Genomic DNA, 18,873 nt, shown 5'->3' with positions numbered 1-18,873 from the left:
TCTGTTGCGGCACCCAAGCTCAACTTTTAATCGCCCGTGTGCTCATAGCGTACGGGCATTTTTTTTGTGTGTTTATTTTTGCATCTGTCCCACAAATGGTGGATGTTTAAACTTAGCGCAGAGCACGGTATTACATCCCTGATTGTGCGGGTGTGGTGGAGGCGATAGCATGAAGTTAATGGCACCTTCTACACCCCGCTTGCTTTCACGACGTGTGGCCTTTGAATGGCGCTCCTTGGTGGTGGTGCTGGGCTTGGTCGGCATTTTCATTGCCTATATCTATACAGCCGAAGCAGACCGCGTCAATGCGACGGAGCGTGAGCGCTTACGCACGCAGGCCAATGTGGTCGCCAATGACATCCAGGGCAATTTGACGGTGGCTAGCCTTGCTCTGCAAGAGGTTATCAAGGACTACATGACGGGGCCTGGGCCGGTGCGTAGTCAAGAGCTTGCTATGCGTTTGCGGGCCTTGGTTGACGCCATGCCGGGCGTTCGATCCATGGTGGTACTGGATGCCAGCGGCATGTCCATTGCGGCCCACCGCACTGAGTACGTGGGCATGGATCTCAGCCACCGGGATTTTTTCAAGACTGTGCGCGACCAACCCAGTGTATCTACGCTATATGTTTCAGCGCCGTTCGTGTCCGTCCAGAAAGAGGTGGTGATCACTCTGGCTCGTATGGTGCCGAATGCCGAGGGACAGTTCATGGGCGTGGTTTTTGCTACCCTGGACCCGGCTTACTTTGCAGGCATTTTTCGGCCGATCATGTATGCCCCGGATGTGTTGTCTTTTGTAATTCACGGCGGTGGCCTGCCTTTGCTCAGCTATCCGCCTGTAAAGAGTTTTCAAAGCTCGAATTTCACCTCAGCGGGCAGTCTCTTCAGCCAGCACTTGCAGAGTGGCCATATCAGCAGTGAGTTGACTGGTGCCTTGTTTCCAGGGGGCGGGGAGCGGCAGGTCGCCACCTATACCGTGCAGCCGGCGGTGCTGGATATGGACAAGCCTTTGGTCGTCGGCGTCAGCCGTGAGTTGGCGGTGATCGCGCAACCGCTAAGGCGCCAGGCCATCGTCTATGGTGTGTTTTATGCCGCCCTGGTTTTTTTGTGCAGCATGGCGCTGTATTGGACCCAGCTGCGTAGAGCGCGTATAGAAACGATGGAGGCCGAGCGTGACCGTGAACGCCTGGAGGCGGCCGATAGGTTGAAGCTGGCCTTGCGTGGGGCAAACTTGGGGCTATGGAGTTTCCATGTGCCTACCTTCGCACGTACTTTTGATGCGAACTCCTTTGCCATGTTGGGGCACTCTCCACAGGACATGGAGAAGGACCCGGACTTTTGGCGCAGCCGCATTTGTGAAGAGGATTTGCCGGCCTATATGGCTGCGAAGGAGCGCTGCATTGACGGCAGTGTGCCCTTTTTTGAGGTGACTTACCGTATCCGGCACAAGCTGGGTCACTGGGTTTGGGTGATGTGCCGGGCCCAGGCGATTGCACGGGATGGTGATGGCCGGGCCATCACCATCATGGGAACGCACATGGACGTCACGGCGGCCAAGCTTGCCGAGCAAGAGGTCTTGCGCACCCGCAATGAATTGCAGGCCGTGTTCGAGAACATGGCCGACGCTGTGTATGTCTTGGATCGCCAGCACCAACTGGTGCGCAGCAACCGCGCGGCGCGTTCGCTGTGGGGTCTATTTGACGAGGACACGCCATTTGAAGAGCTGATTACGAGCATTGACGTATTCCTGCCCAACGGCGACATACTTTCTCCAGCAGAGTGGCCCAGCCATCGCGGCCTCCATGGTGAGTATGTGCAGGATTTCCAGATGAAAATTCAGCGCAAAGGCTCGGACAAAGCGATCTATATGGAGCTGAATTCGGCGCCTATCCTGGACGAGGCGAAGCAGATTGACCAGCTAATCCTGACCTGCCACGACACAACGGAACGTCGGCTGACCAATGCCCTGCGGGAGAGCGAGGCAAGGTTCCGAACCTTGATTGAAGATGCGCCACTGGCGATTGCGATTCTTCGGGCGGGTCGCTTTATCTACGCGAATCCGCGTTACCGCCGTTTGCATGGCTACGAGGATTCGGACAACCTTGTCGGCTCTATGTGGAGCACCATGATTGCTCCGAAATCGCGGGCTGACCTGCTGGTCGAGGAAGCCCGCGTTAACGAGGATTCGCCCATAGAGCAGATGTTTGAGGCAATGAGCCTGGGTAAGGACGGACGGTTGGTATCGGTATTCAAGACCACAACCCGCGTTGACCTGGCCGATGGGCCGGCCACGCTGGTGTTCGCCCAGGATATTTCGGCCCAGAAACAGGCGGAGGCAGCACTGTTGCAGGCCCGCGATGTGGCAGAGGCGGCAAACCGCAGCAAGGCTGAATTCCTGGCAAATATGAGCCATGAAATACGGTCGCCGCTGAATGCGATCCTGGGCCTGGCCTACCTGCTGGAGCAGGGGCGGCTGGAGAAAGACGCGCTGGACATGGTGCGCAAGATACGCGGCTCCGGGCGCTCGCTGCTGGGCATCATCAACGACATCCTGGACGTCTCCAAGATCGATGCCGGCCATATGGTGATTGAGCAAACGCCATTCCGGTTGGGTGACGTGATGGACAACCTGGCCGGCACCATGGGCATCAATGCCGGGGACAAAAATATCGAATTGGTGATTCAGCCGCTGCCTCCTGGCGTATCTGTCGTCAAAGGCGATGCCTTGCGGCTGGAGCAGGTGCTAACCAACCTGACCAGTAACGCCATCAAATTCACCCATGCGGGCAGGGTCGAGGTGCGTACCGAGTTGTTGTCCATGTATGACAACAAGCTCGTCCTGCATTTTTGCGTCAAGGACACCGGCATAGGCATTGCGCCGGCATTGCAAAAAGACGTTTTCTCTGCCTTCACCCAGGCCGATAGCTCTACTACGCGCCGCTATGGCGGTACTGGATTGGGGCTGACCATCTGCCGCCAACTGGTGGGCTTGATGGGTGGCGAGATTGGGCTGACCAGCACGCCAGGGGAGGGCAGTGAATTCTGGTTCACATTGCCTATGCAGCAGGTGCCCCATACCGACTTTTCGTCGCCCGACATGGTGCGCATAGATGCCCTGGTGGCGGATGACAGCGAGATCGCCTTGCAGGCCGTGGTGGCGATTGCCCAGGGCCTTGGCTGGCAGGTGGATGCGATGGACTCTGGCGAGGCCGTGCTGTCGCAGGTGCTGGAGCGCAAGAGTGGCAAGCTTCCCCATGTGGTGGTCTTGGACTGGAAGATGCCGGGTCTGGACGGGCTGGCCACTGCGCGCGCCATACGGGCCAGCGTGCCGCCCGACGAATGCCCCATTGTGATCATGGCCACCGCCTACTCTCTGTCCAGTCTGGCCAGCCAACCGGGAGCAGAACTGGTGGATGCGATCTTGAACAAGCCTGTGACTACCTCGACCCTGTACAACGCCGTCATCGAAGCGCAGCGCCGGCGGGCTGCCACAGTGGGCATACCGCATGCGATGCAGCAGGCGGAGGGGCGCAATCTGGTGGACGTGCGGGTGCTGGTGGTGGACGACAGTGACATCAACCGCGAGGTCGCGCAGCGCATTCTGGCGGACCAGGGTGCCATCGTGGCACTGGCCGAAGACGGCGAGGAAGCGTTGAAGTGGCTCATGGCACACCCCGACGAGGTGGATCTGGTGCTGATGGACGTGCAAATGCCCGTCATGGACGGGATCGAGGCTACACGCAGGCTGCGCCGTGTTCCCCATTTCAAGGACTTGCCGGTGGTGGCGCTGACGGCGGGAGCCTTCAAATCGCAGCAGGAAGCGGCATTTGCTGCGGGTATGACAGAGTTCATCAGCAAGCCCTTTGACGTACCGTCCACCATTGCCTTGATCCAGCGGCTGCGTCGCCGCCCGCAGTTGCGCAAGCCTGCTGATACCGATGCCGCAGCAGTTCCTCTGCTTGTGCATACCGAAATGCCCGCACCTGCGATTTTGAATGTGATGGATGTTGCCCAGGGACTGCAGCTCTGGTCTGACGTCAATATTTACCGGGGCTACCTGCGGCGTTTTGTGGACAGCTACGGTGGTGCTGTTGCCGTGATGAATGCCAGCCTGGCAATTGCGGACCGTCCCGCCGCCGCCGCTCTGGCGCACAAACTGATGGGGGCGGCGGCGAACATGGCGTTGCCCGAAACCGCCCGTCTGGCGGGTGAGGCCGAGCGCGTACTGTCCGCTGGCTACGACCCCACCCACGTGCTGGCCCGCCTGGACGAGGCGATCAAAGACGCGGTGTATGCGATTGGCCGCTTTGTACCGCCTGTGGTGCCGGCCAAGATCGTGCCGCAGGCCGCAGCATCGGCAGCGGGCGAGCTCAATCTGAAAGATATGTTCCGGGCAATATTGGTGGCACTGGATGCTGATGACCCCACGCCTGTGGAGCCGTTGCTGGCGCAATTGGCGCAACAAATGCCAGCCCATGCGCTGGAAGAAATCCAGGCCTGCGTGCAGGGATTCGATTTTCGAGGAGCCGAGGCCGCCGTCTACACCTTGGCCCGGGTACAGGGTATTCCTTTGAAGGAGTAGGCCATGCTTTTACCCACCATTCTGGTTGTGGATGACGAACCCGGCAATTTGGCCGTGATGCGCGATATCCTGGCCAGCAGCTACAAGCTGGTGTTTGCACGCAATGGAATGGAGACCCTGGCGGCGGTGCAAAAGCACCTGCCCGCCATGGTGTTGCTGGACGTGGGTTTACCGGATACCAATGGCTACGACCTGTGTCGGCAGATCAAGCAAACCGACCCCACCCATGCGGTGCAGGTGATCTTTGTCACGGGCTATACCGATGTCGCGCACGAGGCTGCAGGCTTTGATGCCGGTGGCGTGGACTACATCGTGAAGCCGGTGTCGCCGCCGATTGTGCGAGCCCGTGTGGCCGCACATTTGTCTTTGGTGCGGGCTACTGCGCTGGAAAAGAGCTACCGCGAAGCCGTATTGATGCTGGGCCAGGCCGGGCATTACAACGACACCGATACTGGCTCCCATATCTGGCGTATGGCGGCGTACGCCCGTGCCTTGGCCCAGGCCGTGGGCTGGGATACCGAAAGCAGCATGCAGCTGGAATTGGCTGCGCCTATGCACGACACAGGCAAGCTGGGTATACCGCATTCCATCCTGCGCAAACCTGGGCCGCTGAGCAATGAGGAATGGGAGGTCATGAAGACCCATCCCCAGATTGGTTACGACATCCTCAGTAAAAGCGACGCGCCGGTGTTCCAGCTGGCATCCGAGGTGGCATTGCGGCACCATGAAAAATGGGACGGCAGCGGCTACCCCGGTGGCTTGCGCGGGCGTGAAATTCCCCAGTCCGCGCGCATCGTGGCCCTGGCCGACGTGTTCGATGCCTTGTGCATGCGTCGTCCCTACAAAGAAGCCTGGACGGTGGAGCAGATCCTGGACTACATCCATGCCGACGCCGAATGCCACTTTGACCCGGAGATCGTGCGGGCCTTCAAGAGCGTTCTCCCAGAGCTGCTGGACATTCGGGCCCATTGGATGCGGGTAGAGGCTGGCTAATTTACGTGGCGTATGCACCCGGGCGGTGCAATGGACGGCCAGAAACTGGCACAAAACTAGCTTAAACCCCAAGAAGCTGACCGTTTGGTTAGCTTTATAGTGGGTTCCCATGTCCATCCATCAGTTAGCCACGTATCCATGAAGCCATCTGATCCTTCCGTCGGCGTTGCCGTCCTGCCCGCCGTAGAGGTGCGCAAGGCGAACGTGGTTTACCCCGCCGCCGATGCGCCGGTGCATGCATTGCAGGACATCGACCTGACGGTGCGCCAGGGGGAATTTGTCTCCTTGATTGGCCCCTCCGGCTGCGGCAAGACAACCTTGCTGCGTGCCATTGCAGACCTGGAGCCTATCAGTTCCGGCACCATGCTGGTGAACGGCGTCAGCCCGCATGATGCGCGCCTGGCCCGCTCCTATGGCTATGTGTTCCAGGCCCCGGCGTTGTTCCCATGGCGCACGGTGCTGGCCAATGTGGTGCTGCCGCTGCAGATACAGGGCCGCGGCAAGGCCGAGAGCCAGCGCATCGCGCTGGAGCAACTGGAGCGCGTGGGCCTGAAAGGCTTTGAGAAGAAATACCCCTGGCAGCTCTCTGGCGGTATGCAGCAGCGCGTGTCCATCGCCCGTGCGCTGGCTTTCGAGCCACGTATCCTGATGATGGACGAGCCCTTTGGCGCATTGGATGAAATCACCCGCGACCGGCTCAACGAGCAGCTGCAGCAGCTTTGGCAGCGCGAGCGCCGTACCGTGGTCTTCGTCACCCACTCGATTGCCGAGGCGGTGTACCTGTCGACCCGCATCGTGGTGATGTCGCCGCGGCCAGGGCGCATCGTGAAGGTGATCGAATCCACCCTGCCCGATGCACGCCACCTGGGCTTGCGCGACACGCCGGAATTCATGGCCTTGGCGCACGCCGTGCGGGAGTCGCTGGCAGATGGCCACCATTAAACGCCGCTCCGCTTTCGATAGCGGCATACCCATTGCCACCGTGCTGCTGGCGGTGATCTTGCTTTGGTACGCAGGCGCTGTGTGGTTGAACGCAGCCGGTGCTATCGAGCGCGTCATCACGCCCCGCCTGGCGCCCGGCGTCAGCTGGACCTGGACCGATCTGGTGCAGACCACGTTGTCCATGCAGCGCCCGGTGCTGCCCGCACCGCAGCAGGTGGCGCTGGATTTCTGGTCCAGCCTGGTCGATTGGCCGGTGGATTCGCCACGCAATTTGCTGTACCACGTGGCCGTTACCGCCCAGTCCAGCTTGCTGGGCTTTGTGATGGGCACGTTGTTTGGCTTGCTGCTGTCCGCCGGCATCGTGCACTCCCGCACGCTGGACAAGGCCCTGATGCCCTGGATCGTGGCTTCGCAAACCATTCCGGTGCTGGCGATTGCGCCCATCGTGCTGATCATTCTGGGCAGCCTGGGTTTCTCCGGCGTCTGGCCCAAGGCGGTGATTGCCATGTACCTGTGCTTCTTCCCGGTCACGGTGGCCATGGTGCAAGGCCTGCGCTCGCCGCAAAAGATCGATACCGAGCTGCTCTATACCTATGCCGCTTCACCCTGGCAGGCCTTCTGGCTGCTGCGTGTGCCTGCGGCTTTGCCGTTCTTGTTTCCCGCGCTGCGCGTGGGCATTGCCGCCGGGCTGGTGGGTGCCATGGTCGCCGAGCTGCCTACCGGGGCGCAGGCCGGCCTGGGGGCCAAGCTGCTGCTGGGCTCCTATTACGGCAACACGGTGGCCATCTGGTCGGCCCTGCTGATGTCGGCCTTGCTCGGCTTGGGTTTGACTGCTGCCGTGCTGGGCGTGGAGCGCCTGGTGTTGCGCCGCCACGGTGTGCGGCCGGGGGCTGCAGCATGAAGGCGCGCAGCCCGGTGGCCGTGGCTGGCCTGGTGCTCGTTAGTGTGGTGGTTGCTTCTATTTTTATAGCTACTAGCGCAGGTGAATCCAGCGCTAGCGGCCTTTTTTACCCTGGACTTTTGTTGGTGCTGGTATTGGCAGTGTGGACGGTGCGAGCCTGCGCCGCGCTGGACGGACGGGCCATTTACGGGATGCTGACGGCCGGCCTGTTCGGTCTGTGGCTGTTGTACTTCTGGCAGCTGCTGGTGACGGCATTCGAGGTGCCGCGTGTGCTGCTGCCCGCGCCCTGGTTCATTGCCCAGGCCATGGCCGATCAGTGGCCGGTGCTGTGGACAGACTTTGTGCAGACCGTGCTGAAGTCGGTGTTGACGGGCTGGCTGCTGGGCTGCGCCCTGGGCTTTGCCGTGGCGGTGGCGATAGACCGCCTGCCGTTTCTGCAGCGTGGGCTGCTGCCCATCGCCTCGCTGACCAGCACCGTGCCACTTGTCGGCGTGGCGCCCATCGCGGTGATGTGGTTTGGCTTTGACTGGCAGTCCAAGGCGGCGGTGGTGGTGCTGATGACCTTCTTCCCCATGCTGGTGTCCACCCTGGCCGGCCTGAAGGCCGCGGGCAAGCTGGAGCGCGAGCTGATGTACAGCTATGCCGCCGGCTACGGCCAGACCCTGCTGGCACTGCGTCTGCCCAGCGCCATGCCCTTCATCTTCGGCGCGCTGAAGGTGAATGCCACTTTGGCGCTGATCGGCGCCATCGTGGCCGAGTTCTTTGGCTCGCCTACGGCGGGCCTGGGCTTTCGCATTTCCACCGAGGCGGCCAAGATGCATATGCCGTTGGTGTGGGGCGCGATTGTGGTTGCCGCCATCACCGGGTCGGCGGCCTATGCGTTGTTGGTGCAGCTGGAGCGGCACTTTGCGTTCTGGCATCCATCGGTTCGGTCTCGATAAATAACTTTCCCCACCTAGGAGTATTTGATGCAAAAACTGTCCAAGTTGAGTCAATGCCTGCTGGCCGCCGCGTTTGCGGTTGGCAGCCTTGCCGCCCAGGCACAAGAGAAGGTCACCGTGCAGCTCAAATGGGTGCCGCAAGCCCAGTTTGCCGGCTACTACGTGGCGGCCGCCAAGGGCTACTACAAGGCCGAGGGGCTGGACGTGACCATCAAGCCCGGCGGCCCGGATATTTCGCCGGTGCAGGTGATTGCCGGCAATAACGCCGACGTGATCGTCAACTGGATGCCCGATGCCCTGGCCGCGCGTGAAGCCGGCGTGCCGCTGGTCAACATCGCCCAGGTGTTCAACCGCTCGGGCTTGATGCTGACCTGCAAAAAGGCCAGCGGCGTCAGCAGCCCGAAGGACCTGAAGGGCAAGACCCTGGGCGTCTGGTATGGCGGCAATGAATACCCGTTCCTGAACTGGATGGGCAAGCTGGGCTACAAGCCCGATACCGACATCAAGGTGCTGAAGCAGGGCTTCAACGTCGACCCGCTGCTGCAGAACCAGGCCGCCTGCGTGTCCACCATGATTTACAACGAGTACTGGCAGATCATCGATGCTGGCGTGAAAGAGAGCGACCTGGTCACCTTCTTCTACGAAGACCAGGGTGTGGCCTCGCTGGAAGACGGCTTGTATGTGCTCGAATCCAAGCTCAAAGACCCGGCCTTCGTAGCCCGCATGGGCAAGTTCCTGAAGGCCACCTTCAAGGGTTGGAACGACGCAGTGAAGAACCCCGAGGAGGCGGCCAAGATCGTGGTGGCCAATGACATGTCCGGTAGCGCCACCCTGGCCGTGCAAAAGCGCCAGATGGAGAACGTGGCCAAGCTGATCACCACCGCCAACACGCCGAAGATGGGCTATCTGGAACCCGCTGCCTATGAGCGCACCGTTAAAGTTCTGATGTCGGGCGGCAGCGCTCCGGTCATCAAGAAAGACCCGGGCGCCGCTGCCATGAGCCACGTGGTGTGGGACGCGGCCACCAAAAAGTAATTGTCGGCCCACTTCCACTGCTTCCATCCGTTATGGTGTCCATTTTTCTTGCCGCAGCCCAGTATGGCCTGGGCTGGCGCACCAGATATCGTAGGGAAGTGGACAGGGAATGAGTCGATTGACAACTAGCACGGCGGATACCAAGGGCCAGATCCGCCAGGCCAATGAAGAGCTGATACTCGCCGCGGCAGAACGCGTGTTTGCCGGGGCGGGTTTCAGCGGCGCCACCATGGCGCAGATTGCCGACGAATCGGGCCTGCCCAAGGCCAATTTGCACTATTACTTTGGCAACAAGGAGGCGCTGTACCGCGCGGTGCTGGCCCGCATCCTTGAGGACTGGCTGGCGCCCACCCACGGCATCACCCCCGAGGCTGACCCGAGCCAGGCGATAGGTGCTTACATCCGCAGCAAGATGGCTCTATCTGCTGCGCGGCCGCATGCGTCCAAGGTCTGGGCCAATGAGCTGCTGCACGGCGCCACCGTGGTGCGGCAGTTGCTGGCTACCGAGCTGCGCGCCACCGTGCGCGCCAAGGCCGCCGTCATCGACCAGTGGATTGCCGAGGGCAAGATGGCGCCGGTGGACAGCACGCACCTGTTCTTCACCATCTGGGCAGCCACCCAGACTTATGCCGACTTCGATATCCAGGTCAGCGCCGTGCTGGGTAAGCCGGCCCTGACCCGCAACGACCACAGCCGCGCCACTACCCATGTGCTGGCCTTGATACTGCGCGGTTGCGGCCTGAATCCGGACCCTGCGCCATGAGTTATATGGTGGCCGTAGGCGCATCGAATATGGACATTGCCGGCCACAGCAGTCAGGCCGTGGTGCTGGGCGACTCCAATCCTGGCCATATCGCTTTGGCCCCTGGCGGCGTGGCACGCAATGTGGCCGAAAACCTGGCACGCCTGGGTAACCGCACGCGGCTGGTCAGCGCGGTGGGCGACGACACGCCAGGCCGCAGCCTGCTGGATGCCACCGCCGCTGCCGGCGTGGATCTGCGCGCCTGCTGGGTGCTGCCGGGGGAGGCTACCTCCAGCTATTTGTCATTGCACGGGCCGGATGGCGATATGGCCATGGCCGTGAACGATATGCGCCTCGTGGCGCGTATCACGCCCGAGCGGCTGGCGCCCTTGGCCGCCGATATCGCTGCCGCCCAGGCCCTGCTGCTGGACTGCAATCTGACCGATGCGGCCCTGGCCTGGTTATGCACGCACAGCGCCGGTACGCCGATTTTTGTGGATACCGTATCCACCCACAAATGCCCGCGCATTGCCCCCTGGCTGCAGCATGTGCACCTGCTCAAGCCCAACCGGCTTGAAGCCCAGGCCCTGACGGGCTTGCCGCTGGACAGTCTGACCGACGCGCCCGCCGTGGCGGCCTGGCTGCACCGCAAGGGCGTGCGGCAGGTGGTGCTGAGCTTTGGTGTGCAAGGCGTGTTCTGGAGCGATGCGGATGGCAGCCAGGGTCTGCAGAGTGCGCCGCATGTCGCGGTGGTCAATGCCACCGGCGCGGGCGACGCGCTCATGGCCGGGCTGATGCATGCGCATGCCCAGGGTCAAACTCTGTCGGAGGCGGTGGACTTTGGCTCTGCCTGTGCGGCCCTGACGCTGGGCGTACAGGGTGCCAACCACCCCCAGCTGTCGCTGGCGCTGGTGCAACAATGGCTGTGCACGACCTGAATATGTGACCTAGAAAGATTTTGATGACGGCTATTCCTTTTCTCGACATCCATCCCGAAGTAGCGGCTGCCCTGACCGCCAAGCGCCCTGTGGTGGCGCTGGAGTCCACCATCATTGCCCATGGCATGCCCTACCCAAACAATGTGGCGACGGCGCTGCAGGTAGAGGCCGAGGTGCGCGCCCATGGCGCCGTGCCGGCCACCATCGCCATCGTGCAGGGACGTTTGAAAGTCGGCCTCAGCCCGGAGGAAATTGAACAACTGGGGCGTGGCGGCCGTGACGTCGTCAAGGTCAGCCGCCGCGACATGGCGTTCATCGTGGCTGCAGGTCAGACCGGTGCCACCACCGTCGCCTCGACCATGCTGATTGCGGCCATGGCCGGTATCCGCGTATTTGCCACCGGCGGCATTGGCGGCGTGCACCGGGGGGCGGCGCAGAGCTTTGATATTTCTGCAGACCTGCTGGAGCTGGCCCAGACTCCAGTTGCCGTGGTGTGCGCCGGCATCAAGTCGATTCTGGACCTGGGGCTGACGCTGGAATACCTGGAAACCCATGGTGTGCCCGTGGTGGGCTACCAGACCAATAATCTGCCGGCTTTCTACACCCGCGAAAGCGGCTTCAAGGTGGACTACCGGCTGGACACGCCCGACGCCATCGCCGGCGCCATGCAGGCCCAGTGGGCCATGGGGTTGCAGGGGGGCATGGTGGTGTCCAACCCGATTCCCGAGGCCTATGCCATGCCGCGCGCGACCATTGACGCAGCCATCGAGCAGGCGCTGCAGGAGGCCCGTGCCCAGGGCGTGGCGGGCAAGCAATCCACGCCGTTTTTGCTGGCCCGCGTCAGCGAGATCACTGGTGGCAACAGCCTGGCTTCCAACATCCAGCTGGTGTTGAACAATGCCCGGTTGGCGGCGGGAATCGCAGTCGCCTACCAACAGCGGGTGGCCTGAGCACCATGGTCTACCGCACGGTGCTGGACGACGCGCAGGGCCTCTCCATCGAGGCCCAGGCCGCCTATGCGCGCGACGGCGTGCTGGTGCTGGAAGACTTTGTGTCTGCGGCCCAGTGCCAGGCCTTGCAGACCCGTGCTTTGGAGCTGGTGGCCGAGCATGCGCCGCGTGCACCCGGCACCGTTTTTTCCGCCCGCGACCAGCGCCATGCCAAGGACGCGTACTTTGCCGCCTCGGCCCGCGGCATAGGCGCGTTCTTTGAAGAGGGCGCGTTCGATGAGCAGGGCCAGCTGCAGGTGCCACTGGAGCGCGCCATCAACAAGCTGGGCCATGCCATGCATGACCTGGACCCGGTGTTCCAGGCCTTCTCGCGCGGCCCGCGTTTACAGGCCGTGGCGGATGGTCTGGGTCTGGCAGATGCCCGGCTGCTGCAGTCCATGTATATCTTCAAGCAGCCAGGTATTGGTGGTGAGGTGAACTGCCACCAGGACGCGACCTATCTGTACACCGAGCCGCAGTCGGTGGTGGGCTTCTGGTTTGCGATAGAGGGTGCGCACCGCGGCAATGGTTGCCTGGGTGGCGTACCGGGTGGGCACCACCACGGGCTGAAGGAGGTATTCCGCCGCCAGTCCGATGGCGCTTTGCGACTGGAGCAGCTGCAAGCCAGCGCGCAATGGGACATGGAGCAGCTGGAGTGGCTGGAGGTGCGCCAGGGCAGCTTGATTGTGTTCAACGGTCTGTTCCCGCACCTGTCAGAGCCCAACCGCTCGGCCCAGTCACGCCACGCCTATACCTTGCACGCGGTGGACGGGCGGGCGCATTATCCCGACAGCAATTGGATACAGCCGCAAGGCATGCCGTTTACCGGCTTTATGTAGGCATGGTTCCACAGGCATAAGGAGGACTGCATAGGCTCTTACACCCGCATACCACTTTTCATATTTTGCCTATAACGGGCACAATTCCTGCTGAATTGAAATGGCGCTACATTCTGCCCACTCAATTACAGCGGGTTCTTCGTCAACCACCACCCTGAAACTTAAACCAACATGAAAAACACACTCAAACTGGGCTTTTTGGCCGCCGCGCTGGTTTCCACCTTCTCCGCCTGGGCCGACCCGGCCATCATTTTTGATATGGGTGGCAAGTTTGACAAATCCTTCAACCAGAGCGCCTACGAAGGCATGGAGCGCTGGAAGAAGGAGACCGGCAAGCCCTACCTGGAATTCGAAGTCGCCAACGAAACCCAGCGCGAACAAGCCATCCGTCGCATGGCCGAGCGCGGTGCCAGCCCCATCATTGGTATCAGCTTCAGCCAGGCTTCCGCCATGGCCAAGGTGTCCAAGGAATTCCCCAAGCTGCAATTCGCCATCATCGATGACGTGGTGGAAGCGCCCAACGTGCAGTCGGTAGTGTTCAAGGAGCATGAAGGAAGCTTCCTGGTCGGCATGCTGGCCGCTGAAGCCAGCAAGACCGGTAAGGTCGGTTTTGTGGGTGGCATGGACATTCCGCTGATCCGCAAGTTCCAGTGCGGCTATGAACAAGGCGCCAAGTACGCCAACCCCAAGGTAGAAACCTTTGCCAACATGACCGGCACCACCGGTGCCGCCTGGAACGATCCAGGCCGTGGTGGCGAGCTGACCAAGTCCCAGTTTGCCAAGGGCGCCGACGTGGTGTTCGCGGCTGCGGGCGGTACCGGTATCGGTGTTTACCAGGCGGCCAAAGACGCAGGCAAACTCGCCATCGGTGTGGACAGCAACCAGAACTATGTGCAACCTGGCACCATGCTGTCCTCTATGGTCAAGCGCGTGGACGTGGCGGTGTACAACATCCTGAAGAACTACAAGGCCGGTGTGACCTCCCTGGGCTTGAAGGAAGACGGCGTGGGCTATTCCATGGACGAGTTCAATGCCAAGCTGGTGACGCCCGAGATGAAGAAGAAGGTCGATGCCGCCAAGGCCGACATCATCAGCGGCAAGATCAAGGTCGTGGACTACATGACCGCCAACGCTTGTAAATAGGCTCCCCCCCAGGCTCCACGCTGCGCGTTTCCGCCAACCCCCTGCAGGGGGCGAACCCAGTGGCCCGGCTGAGCCGGTTCCACGGGTTCTCTGGAGGGGCGCGTCGCGCAACCCGGCACCTCGGATTTCCATGACAACCCAACAATCTTCTGTGGTGGATGCGACCGCTGTGCACATGGCGGGCATCAGCAAGCATTTTGGCGCTGTGCGGGCCAATGACGGCGTGGACTTGCGCGTGCGTTCTGGCACGGTGCACGGCATCGTGGGCGAGAACGGCGCTGGCAAAAGCACGCTGATGTCCATCCTCTACGGCTTCTACAGTGCCGACAGCGGCAGCATCGAAGTCTTTGGCCAGCCCGCCCGCATCCGCAATGCGCATGAAGCCATTGCGCTGGGCATTGGCATGGTCCACCAGCACTTCATGCTGGTGGACACGCTGACCGCGCTGGAAAACGTCATGCTGGGTGCCGAGCCGCATGCACTGCTGAGCAAAGCTGAGAGCATCGTGCGCAGCAAGCTGGGCGCGCTGATGCAATCTACCGGCCTGCACGTGAACCTGGACGCCACGGTGGACCAGCTCTCCGTAGGCGACCGCCAGCGCCTGGAAATTCTGAAGGCGCTGTACCGTGGCGCCAAGATACTGATCCTGGATGAGCCCACCGCCGTGCTCACCCCACAGGAAACCGAACAATTGTTCGAGGTGCTGGCGCGTCTGCGCACGCAGGGCACCACCATCTTGCTGATTACCCACAAGCTCAAGGAAGTGATGCGCTTGTGCGACCATGTCACCGTCATGCGCAGTGGGCGCGTGGTGCATGAATGCGCCATTGCCCAGGCCTCGGTGGAGATACTGGCCGAAGCCATGGTGGGCCGCAAAGTGAATATGGGCCGCCAGGGCGATACGGCCGTCGAATTGGGCGCGGTGCTGCTGCAGGCGCGCGGGCTGGTGGTGCGTGATGCGCTGCAGGTGACCCGTTTGCAGGACTTTGACCTGAGCCTGCGCGCTGGCGAAATCGTCGGCGTGGCCGGCGTGGCCGGCAACGGCCAGAGCGAGCTGCTGGAGGTATTGTCCGGTCTGCTGGCCCCCAGCGCGGGCGAGCTGCAGCTGGGTGGTCGCAGCTTCACCCCAGGCCAGTGGCTCACCCCGGGCGTGGCCCGCAGCCTGGGCTTGGCCCATGTGCCGGAAGACCGGCATGCCCGCGCCATGGTGATGAATTTTGCCGCCTGGGAGTCTGCGGTGCTGGGCTATGAGGCTCTGCCCGAATACAGCAGCGCGGGGGGCTGGATGCGCCACGGCGCCATGCGCGCGGCCACGGCGGCCATGATGGAGCGCTTCGATGTGCGCCCGCGCGACCCGGCTTTGGTCAGCTCCAAATTCTCCGGGGGCAACCAGCAGAAGCTGGTGCTGGCGCGTGAGATCGGCCAGGCGCCCAAGGTGCTGCTGGTGGGGCAGCCCACGCGGGGTGTGGACATTGGCGCGATTGAATTCATCCACGCCCAGCTGCGCGCCATGCGCGATGCGGGCTGTGCGGTGCTGGTGGTGTCCAGCGAACTGGACGAAATTTTGGCCCTGGCCGACCGTGTGCTGGTGCTGAACCAGGGCTGCGTTACGGGCGAGCTGCCGATTGCAGACTGCAGCGAGGCCCGACTGGGCCTGCTCATGGTGGAAACCAAAGAACAAGGATTGAAGGCATGAGCGCGACGAATACGGCCAAGCCCTTGCCGCGATGGGCCGATGTGTTCCTGCTGCCCGCAGTGAATTTGCTGATTGCGTTGCTGGTGGCCGGTGTGGTGGTGGCCCTGGTGGGGCAGAACCCACGCCAGGTGATGGAGGTGCTGGTGCATGGTGCCTTTGGCACGCAGCGGGGCTTAAGCTACACCCTGTACTACGCCACCACCTTCATCTTTGCCGGCTTGGCGGTGTCGGTGGCCTTCCATGGCGGCCTGTTCAATATCGGTGTGGAGGGCCAGGCCGTGGTGGGCGGGTTGGGCACGGGCCTGATTGCGCTGTGGCTGTCGCACAGCCTGCCAGCGGTGGTCATGCTGCCCCTCATGCTCTTGGCCGGCGTGCTGTTTGGCATGCTGTGGGCGGCCATACCTGGCTACCTGCAGGCCTACCGCCACAGCCATGTGGTGATCACCACCATCATGTTCAATTTTTTGGCGACCAGCCTGCTGGCCTATCTGCTGGTGAACCGGCTGAAACCGCCAGGCACCATGTCGGTGGAAAGCGCGCCCTTTGCCGACTCGGCCAAGCTGCCCGGCATGCAGGAGGCGCTGGCCTGGATAGGTATTGACTGGCCTTCGTCGCCGCTCAACGTCAGCCTGTTCCTGGCCCTAGCGGCGGCATTGGGTGTGTACTTTTTGCTTTGGCACAGCCGGGCCGGCTACCGCTTGCGGGCTGTGGGCTCCAGCGAAGGTGCGGCCTTGTATGCGGGCATCAATGCCAAGCACCAGGTGGTGTTTGCCATGGCCTTGTCGGGCGGGCTGTCCGGCATGATCGGCATGAACGAAATCGCTGGCGTCAATGGCAAGTTGCTGCTGGACTTCGTGGCCGGCGCCGGCTTTACCGGCATTGCTGTGGCCTTGATGGGGCGCAACCACCCGTTTGGCATCGTGCTGGCCAGCATCCTGTTTGGTGCGCTGTTCCAGGGCGGTGCCGAGGTGAGTTTTGACGTGCCCGGCTTCAGCCGCGACATGGTGGTGATGCTGCAAGGCTTCATCGTGATGTTCTCGGGTGCCATGGCCTATGTGTTTGCGCCCATGCTGTCGCGCGGCCTGGCCCTGCTGACCCCCAAGACCGCAGGAGCCCAGCATGGATGAAGCCCTGATTGCCGACCTGTTGGCGTCCACGCTGCGCATGGCCACGCCCCTGATCTTGTGCGCTCTGGCTGGCCTGCTGTCCGAGCGCGCTGGCGTCATCGACGTGGGGCTGGAGGGCAAGATGCTGTTTGCCGCCTTCATAGCCGGTGCCAGCGGCGCCGCCTTTGGCTCGGTCACGATCGCCTTGCTGGCCTCCATTGGTATCGCCGTGGCCTTGTCCTGGATGCATGGCTATGCCTGCGTCAGCCACCGGGGTGACCAGGTGGTGTCCGGCGTGGCCTTGAACATCATTGCCACGGGACTGACGGTGGTGCTGGGCCTGGCCTGGTTCCACCAGGGCGGGCAGACGCCTTCCGTGGCCGATGGCGTGCGCCTGCATGCGCTGTGGCCCGGTGCGGCAGATGCCTTGCAAGGCATTCCGCTGGTCGGCCAGATCATCGGCCTGGGCCTGCTCAGTCACAACATCATGGTCTATCTGGCACTGGCCTTGGTGGCCGCGGTGTGGTGGCTGGTGTACCGCACGCGTTTTGGTTTGCGTCTGCGCGCCGTGGGCGAAAACGCGCACATGGTGGATGCCGCCGGTGTCTCGGTGCTGCGCCTGCGCTATACCGCACTGACGCTCAACGGTGTCCTATGCGGCTTGGCTGGCAGCTACATGGTGTTGGGGCAGAACGCCTCGTTTGTGCCGCATATGACTGCCGGTCGAGGCTTCATGGCCTTGGCCGCCATGATCTTTGGCAACTGGCGTCCGGTGCGCGCGCTGTGGGCCTGCCTGTTGTTCGGTTTTCTGGACGCCATGGCCATCCGTCTGCAAGGTGTCAGCCTGCCCGGCGTGGGTGAGGTACCGGTGCAGGCCGTGCAGGCCTTGCCTTACCTGCTGACGGTGGTGCTGCTGGCCGGCTTTATCGGCAAGACGGCGGTGCCCAAGGCGCTGGGCCAGCCCTACGTCAAGGAGCGCTGAACCAGGGCGCTTTCGAGCTGATTCAAAAAGGGGTGTTCGCCAGTGGGGCGGGCACCCCTTTTTTTCTTGGTGCCGCACCCCATTTTCGTGCGCATAAAGCTGACCATTAGGTCAGATTATTGGCATGACACTTGCGTTGGAGGCTGCCCTTACAACACCTACAGGGAACCCTCGATGAAAGCTACTCCATATCTTGCCGCACTGGCCCTCGCCGCTGCGTTCGCGCCCGCCGCACATGCAGACGACGACTGGTCGTTCAAGGACATCAGTGTCCAACACTTGGACTGGACCAGCCACACGGAGAACCAGACCGGCAAGGGCCCGTTTGGTGTGAAGAAGGACTTCACCTTACTGGAGCTGGAAGGCGGTATGGGCGGTAAGTGGGGCGACTTGTACGGCTTTTTCGACGTGGAAAACGCCGACAAGGACGCCCACAACGCTGGCGACTCCGCCATGGACCGCCGATACGCCATGAAGGCCGTGGCCCACATCAACATGACCGAGCTGGGCGGCGTGCCCGTGCAGCTATACGCGCACATCTACAACTTCATGGACGACGGCTTCCGCGATCAGAACAATGTGTTGGGCCTGAGTACCGCGTACTACAACGGCGGCTTCTGGATCAAGCCCTTCTTTGGCGCGCATTACGAGACCAAGACCGATCTCGGCACCCAGTTCAACGGCACGATGGCGGGCTGGGTATTCGGCTACAACTTCAAGGCCTGGGACCAGTCCTTCATGGTCTCCAGCTGGCATGAAACCGAGATGGGCCGCAAAGACAGCTACTTGGTCATGGCCCGCGACGGCGGCGTAGTCACCGCCAACAAGACCGCGCAAAACGGTGCCCTGTCGCTGTGGTGGAACGCCACCCCCCATATCACGACCGGCCTGTCCTACCGCTACGCCAAGAACAAGCTGGGTTCGGCTACGCTCCAGGACGCTTTCATCTACACCCTTCGCTACAACTTCTAAGTCAGCCACTTTTGCTATCGAAAAAATAGCTGCTAGCGCAGGTAAATACTGCGCTAGCGGCCTGTTCGGTGTAAT

General features: G+C 62.0%; 15 protein-coding genes. All 15 read left to right on the top strand.

Features of this window, described 5'->3' with window-relative positions; translation table 11 throughout:
• Nucleotides 1-199 precede the first annotated feature (199 nt).
• The gene (locus AC07VY_RS03035) at nt 200-4,579 is read left to right on the top strand and encodes a response regulator (RefSeq protein ID WP_495096243.1); all 4,380 of its coding nucleotides are present in this window, start codon (nt 200-202) and stop codon (nt 4,577-4,579) included.
• Nucleotides 4,580-4,582: 3 nt separating this feature from the next.
• A complete protein-coding gene (locus tag AC07VY_RS03030) occupies nt 4,583-5,572 on the top strand; it encodes a response regulator (RefSeq protein WP_495075704.1) in 990 nt (329 codons plus the stop codon).
• A gap of 138 nt (nt 5,573-5,710) precedes the next feature.
• Nucleotides 5,711-6,514 (top strand): ABC transporter ATP-binding protein, encoded by an 804-nt coding sequence (locus AC07VY_RS03025; RefSeq protein ID WP_495075705.1) that lies wholly within the window; start codon nt 5,711-5,713, stop codon nt 6,512-6,514.
• Entirely contained in the window at nt 6,501-7,415 is a 915-nt protein-coding gene (locus tag AC07VY_RS03020; protein ID WP_495096242.1) for an ABC transporter permease, read from the top strand. Before AC07VY_RS03025 ends, AC07VY_RS03020 begins: the two co-directional genes overlap by 14 nt.
• A 125-nt stretch (nt 7,416-7,540) precedes the next feature.
• On the top strand, nt 7,541-8,356 hold the full coding sequence (locus AC07VY_RS03015; protein WP_495096241.1) for an ABC transporter permease: 816 nt from the start codon (nt 7,541-7,543) through the stop codon (nt 8,354-8,356).
• A gap of 27 nt (nt 8,357-8,383) precedes the next feature.
• Nucleotides 8,384-9,391 carry an ABC transporter substrate-binding protein gene (locus AC07VY_RS03010; RefSeq protein ID WP_495096240.1) on the top strand — a complete coding sequence of 336 codons (1,008 nt, stop codon included), beginning with the start codon at nt 8,384-8,386 and terminating at the stop codon, nt 9,389-9,391.
• A 109-nt stretch (nt 9,392-9,500) separates the two neighbouring features.
• Entirely contained in the window at nt 9,501-10,154 is a 654-nt protein-coding gene (locus tag AC07VY_RS03005; RefSeq protein ID WP_495096239.1) for a TetR/AcrR family transcriptional regulator, read from the top strand.
• Nucleotides 10,151-11,071, top strand: a complete 921-nt coding sequence (locus tag AC07VY_RS03000; RefSeq protein ID WP_495096238.1) for a PfkB family carbohydrate kinase — start codon at nt 10,151-10,153, stop codon at nt 11,069-11,071. The genes AC07VY_RS03005 and AC07VY_RS03000 overlap by 4 nt, the downstream gene beginning before the upstream one ends.
• A gap of 23 nt (nt 11,072-11,094) precedes the next feature.
• Nucleotides 11,095-12,021: a pseudouridine-5'-phosphate glycosidase gene (locus tag AC07VY_RS02995; protein WP_495096237.1), complete on the top strand. Its 927-nt coding sequence runs from the start codon at nt 11,095-11,097 to the stop codon at nt 12,019-12,021.
• A 5-nt stretch (nt 12,022-12,026) separates the two neighbouring features.
• Nucleotides 12,027-12,899, top strand: coding sequence for a phytanoyl-CoA dioxygenase family protein (locus tag AC07VY_RS02990; protein ID WP_495096236.1), 873 nt, complete (start codon nt 12,027-12,029; stop codon nt 12,897-12,899).
• Nucleotides 12,900-13,070: 171 nt separating this feature from the next.
• Nucleotides 13,071-14,042: a BMP family lipoprotein gene (locus AC07VY_RS02985; RefSeq protein ID WP_495075713.1), complete on the top strand. Its 972-nt coding sequence runs from the start codon at nt 13,071-13,073 to the stop codon at nt 14,040-14,042.
• A 130-nt stretch (nt 14,043-14,172) separates the two neighbouring features.
• Nucleotides 14,173-15,738, top strand: a complete 1,566-nt coding sequence (locus AC07VY_RS02980) for an ABC transporter ATP-binding protein (protein WP_495096235.1) — start codon at nt 14,173-14,175, stop codon at nt 15,736-15,738.
• A complete protein-coding gene (locus AC07VY_RS02975) occupies nt 15,735-16,865 on the top strand; it encodes an ABC transporter permease (RefSeq protein WP_495096234.1) in 1,131 nt (376 codons plus the stop codon). The genes AC07VY_RS02980 and AC07VY_RS02975 overlap by 4 nt, the downstream gene beginning before the upstream one ends.
• Complete coding sequence (locus tag AC07VY_RS02970; RefSeq protein WP_495096233.1) at nt 16,858-17,826, top strand: ABC transporter permease; 969 nt, start codon at nt 16,858-16,860, stop codon at nt 17,824-17,826. Before AC07VY_RS02975 ends, AC07VY_RS02970 begins: the two co-directional genes overlap by 8 nt.
• A 174-nt stretch (nt 17,827-18,000) precedes the next feature.
• Nucleotides 18,001-18,798 (top strand): outer membrane protein OmpK, encoded by a 798-nt coding sequence (locus AC07VY_RS02965; protein WP_495096232.1) that lies wholly within the window; start codon nt 18,001-18,003, stop codon nt 18,796-18,798.
• Nucleotides 18,799-18,873: the final 75 nt, after the last annotated feature.

This window comes from Rhodoferax sp. GW821-FHT02C08, assembly GCF_059421805.1.
This window is presented reverse-complemented; position numbering and strand designations above follow the sequence as displayed.

What these genes read in the sequence shown, in the direction of transcription:
- AC07VY_RS03030 (WP_495075704.1), top strand. Translation starts at nt 4,583, where the DNA reads ATGCTTTTACCCACCATTCTGGTTGTGGATGACGAACCCGGCAATTTG.
- AC07VY_RS03025 (WP_495075705.1), top strand. Translation starts at nt 5,711, where the DNA reads ATGAAGCCATCTGATCCTTCCGTCGGCGTTGCCGTCCTGCCCGCCGTA.
- AC07VY_RS03020 (WP_495096242.1), top strand. Translation starts at nt 6,501, where the DNA reads ATGGCCACCATTAAACGCCGCTCCGCTTTCGATAGCGGCATACCCATT.
- AC07VY_RS03010 (WP_495096240.1), top strand. Translation starts at nt 8,384, where the DNA reads ATGCAAAAACTGTCCAAGTTGAGTCAATGCCTGCTGGCCGCCGCGTTT.
- AC07VY_RS03005 (WP_495096239.1), top strand. Translation starts at nt 9,501, where the DNA reads ATGAGTCGATTGACAACTAGCACGGCGGATACCAAGGGCCAGATCCGC.
- AC07VY_RS03000 (WP_495096238.1), top strand. Translation starts at nt 10,151, where the DNA reads ATGAGTTATATGGTGGCCGTAGGCGCATCGAATATGGACATTGCCGGC.
- AC07VY_RS02995 (WP_495096237.1), top strand. Translation starts at nt 11,095, where the DNA reads ATGACGGCTATTCCTTTTCTCGACATCCATCCCGAAGTAGCGGCTGCC.
- AC07VY_RS02990 (WP_495096236.1), top strand. Translation starts at nt 12,027, where the DNA reads ATGGTCTACCGCACGGTGCTGGACGACGCGCAGGGCCTCTCCATCGAG.
- AC07VY_RS02985 (WP_495075713.1), top strand. Translation starts at nt 13,071, where the DNA reads ATGAAAAACACACTCAAACTGGGCTTTTTGGCCGCCGCGCTGGTTTCC.
- AC07VY_RS02980 (WP_495096235.1), top strand. Translation starts at nt 14,173, where the DNA reads ATGACAACCCAACAATCTTCTGTGGTGGATGCGACCGCTGTGCACATG.
- AC07VY_RS02975 (WP_495096234.1), top strand. Translation starts at nt 15,735, where the DNA reads ATGAGCGCGACGAATACGGCCAAGCCCTTGCCGCGATGGGCCGATGTG.
- AC07VY_RS02970 (WP_495096233.1), top strand. Translation starts at nt 16,858, where the DNA reads ATGGATGAAGCCCTGATTGCCGACCTGTTGGCGTCCACGCTGCGCATG.
- AC07VY_RS02965 (WP_495096232.1), top strand. Translation starts at nt 18,001, where the DNA reads ATGAAAGCTACTCCATATCTTGCCGCACTGGCCCTCGCCGCTGCGTTC.